Source organism: Desulfobacterales bacterium (assembly GCA_028704555.1).
In the GTDB taxonomy this organism is placed as follows: domain Bacteria; phylum Desulfobacterota; class Desulfobacteria; order Desulfobacterales; family JAQWFD01; genus JAQWFD01.
Window position 1 is genome coordinate 1 of the sequence record JAQWFD010000086.1, and the last position, 3,327, is coordinate 3,327.

Annotated in this window: 3 protein-coding genes; all 3 read left to right on the forward strand. The window is 49.0% G+C overall.

Annotation, left to right across the window (positions count from 1 at the left end; genetic code table 11):
- Nucleotides 1-176: 176 nt before the first annotated feature.
- The 3 genes from PHQ97_16020 to PHQ97_16030 all read left to right on the forward strand — a co-directional run bounded on the left by PHQ97_16020 (nt 177) and on the right by PHQ97_16030 (nt 2,841).
- Nucleotides 177-1,253 carry a KamA family radical SAM protein gene (locus tag PHQ97_16020; protein ID MDD4394240.1) on the forward strand — a complete coding sequence of 359 codons (1,077 nt, stop codon included), beginning with the start codon at nt 177-179 and terminating at the stop codon, nt 1,251-1,253.
- 112 nt (nt 1,254-1,365) lie between these two features.
- A complete protein-coding gene (locus tag PHQ97_16025) occupies nt 1,366-1,989 on the forward strand; it encodes a superoxide dismutase (protein MDD4394241.1) in 624 nt (207 codons plus the stop codon).
- Nucleotides 1,990-2,019: 30 nt separating this feature from the next.
- Nucleotides 2,020-2,841: an alpha/beta hydrolase gene (locus PHQ97_16030; protein ID MDD4394242.1), complete on the forward strand. Its 822-nt coding sequence runs from the start codon at nt 2,020-2,022 to the stop codon at nt 2,839-2,841.
- Nucleotides 2,842-3,327 lie beyond the last annotated feature (486 nt).

The window sequence follows — 3,327 nt, forward strand, 5'->3', positions numbered from 1 at the left end:
GCCCTATCAAATTCATTATTATCGGAATACGACAATAAAGTCATATCAAGTTGAATTTTAAAATTTTTCAGAAAAACCCTGTCAAGTCTTTTTTTAGCTACTTTTTGTTTTTTCGCTGAATAGTTACCTCAATAAAAACATTCGAGGATTTGGAGCGATGGCTTTCTGGGCAGAATGTGGCAATCGAGCCAAAACTAAAGGATGTAATTGCCAAATACCCTATGAGAGTAAATAAGTATTACCTCAGCCTCATTGAAAAGGTAAATGATGGCATTTGGAAACAGGCAATTCCTGGTATCGGTGAGCTTGAGCATTATAAGGATCTTACACCTGATCCCCTAGACGAGGAAGGAGATATACCGCTTGGTGGGCCTAGGACAATAGTCCATCGGTATCCTGATAGAGTTTTATTGCTTATTTCAAACGAGTGCGCAATGTACTGCAGGTTCTGCACGAGAAAGAGAAAGGTAGGTGATGATCGCAAGAATCCAGGTATAGAGGACATAAAAAAGGGAATTGAATACATTGCCTCTCACGAGGACATCAGAGACGTACTAATCTCTGGTGGAGACCCGTTGCTTATGTCCAACAATAAAATCGATGATGTCCTGTCAAAACTGAAGGAAATACAACATGTTCAATTGATAAGAATAGGGACAAGAGTCCCATGTGTCTGGCCGCAAAAGATTATTGAAGATGAAGAACTTATCGGGGTGCTTAGAAAACACACCCCCCGGTCAATTAAAGAACCGCAACTCTATATAAACACGCACTTTAATCATCCCAATGAAATCACTGCTGAAAGCTACGAGGCCGTTAACGTGTTAAGACAACTGGGTATTCCCATAGGAAATCAGACTGTTTTAATGAAAGGAGTGAACGATGATACGGATGTAATGAGAAACTTGGTACACGGCCTCGGGAAAATGGGTATAAAACCATATTATCTCTATTATGCCGATCTGGTTGAAGGGACAGGTCATTTTAGAACAGAAGTTTACCGAGGTAAAGAGATCTGTAGAGACCTTTGCGGAAACACCACAGGATTTCTACGCCCTGTTTATGTAGTAGATGCACAGGGCGGAAGAGGTAAGGTTCCTGTTGATCTCGGTTTTTCAGATGGAATAAGTAAAGAAAAAAATGGCGGAACGTTAACTTCACCGATTGGACTCGGGAAAGTTTTTATAAATGATCCACCCGAAAAAATTGAAGGCAAAAAAAAGAGAAAATCGCTCACAAAGCCGGTATGTTGAAAAGACGCGATTTCAGTAAAAGATTGCATAACATCGCGCTGGTGAAGACGGCGAAAAGCATGCCGCCTCACAGCTTCGCGTTAGGCTTTTACGTCACCACAGACGAGACAAAATGATGATCAATGACAAGATTAAAAGTGCATCTCCCCATGTCCTACCGGCCCTGCCCTACGCGAATAACGCGCTGGGTCCCGTCATCTCCGCAAATACGATCGGCTTCCACTACGGCAAACATCACAAGGGATATGTCGATAACTTGAACAAGCTGGTTGCGGGGACCGAGTTTGCCGGACTGAATTTAGAGAAAATCATAACTGAAACAGCCGGTAAAGTGGACAAAACCGCGATTTTTAATAATGCCGCACAAACATGGAACCATACGTTTTACTGGAGTAGTTTGAAACCTAACGGTGGCGAAAAACTGCCCGCAGCCTTGAAGCAAAAGATCGAGGCTTCCTTCGGCACCTTGGACGCATGCAAGAAGGAATTGGCGACTGCGGCAACTACTCAGTTTGGCAGCGGCTGGGCGTGGCTTGTGTTGGATGGCGACAAGCTCAAGGTGGTCAAGACCGGCAATGCGGATTCACCTTTGACCAAAGGCATGAAGCCGCTATTGACCATCGACGTGTGGGAACACGCCTACTATCTGGATTATCAGAACCGCCGCGCGGACTATGTCAACGCAGTGCTGGATAAACTGATTAACTGGAGTTTTGCGGCAGAGAACCTTGGCTGACAACCGTTGCGACTGAAAAGGAGGCAAACAATGAGCACGATCACGACGAAAGACGGCACGCAGATCTATTACAAGGACTGGGGCAGCGGGCAACCCGTGGTCTTCAGCCATGGTTGGCCGCTGAGCGGGGACGCATGGGAAGACCAGATGGTGTTTCTAGGCGAGCGCGGATACCGCTGCATCGCCCATGACCGCCGCGGCCATGGGCGATCGGGCCAGCCATGGAGCGGCAACGAGATGGACACCTACGCCGACGATCTCGCGGAACTCGTGGAAAAGCTTGACCTGAAGAAAGCGATCCATGTCGGGCACTCCACGGGCGGCGGCGAAGTCGCCCGCTATATCGGCCGCCACGGCACCAAACGTGTGGCCAAGGCCGTGCTGATAGGCGCGGTGACGCCTCTGATGCTGAAAACGGCCGCCAATCCCGGCGGGTTGCCGATCGCCGTGTTCGACAAAATCCGCGCCGGCGTGCTTGCAGACCGCTCGCAGTTCTTCAAGGATCTCACCGAACCGTTCTACGGCGCCAACCGGCCGGGCGCCAAGGTCTCGCAGGGCGTGCGGGACTCGTTCTGGCTTCAGGGGATGCAGGCCGGATTCAAAGCCGTCATCGATTGCATCAAGGCCTTTTCCGAGACGGATTTCACTAACGATCTCAAGAAGTTCGACATCCCGACGCTCATTATGCACGGCGACGACGACCAGATCGTGCCAATCGGCGCCTCGGCCATGCTCTCGTCCAGGATCGTCAAAGGGGCCACGCTGAAAGCCTATCCGGGCTTGCCGCACGGCCTCTGCTCTACCAATAAGGACCAGATCAACGCCGATCTGCTCGCATTCTTCCAGACATAACAGCGATCTGGAGCGCCCGATGTTTCAACCCAATCAGCACCGAACGCATGGACTTGGATATGAAACGCCAGGAAGAGTCTTCGTTCAACGAATAAGGATAGATCGTGTGAGGAACGAACCACGATCTATCCTTTTTTTGATGCTTTTCTATTGGCCATGCAATGAACACCAGCTACCTTTACATGTCCCCTTCGTTAGGGCTCACTCAAAAATAACTTCCCATTTTAAGCGCCGATGCATCCTGGCTGGCTGCGTTACGAAAGCTCGGAATATGCTTGATTGTGCGGCTTTCGTGCCTTGCCAGACAGGCGCCTCAACACTTAAACTTGCGAACTTATTTCTGAGCGAGCCCTTAGAAGTTTTAACCATTCAACTCGTTGCAGTTGGCCAGCTGCCAAAAGGCTGTTTTTCGAATTCCATTGACCCGTCACGGCCCTTGTAGATATTGATCCAGACATTCCAGTTTTTCGTGTCCACTTCAGGGTA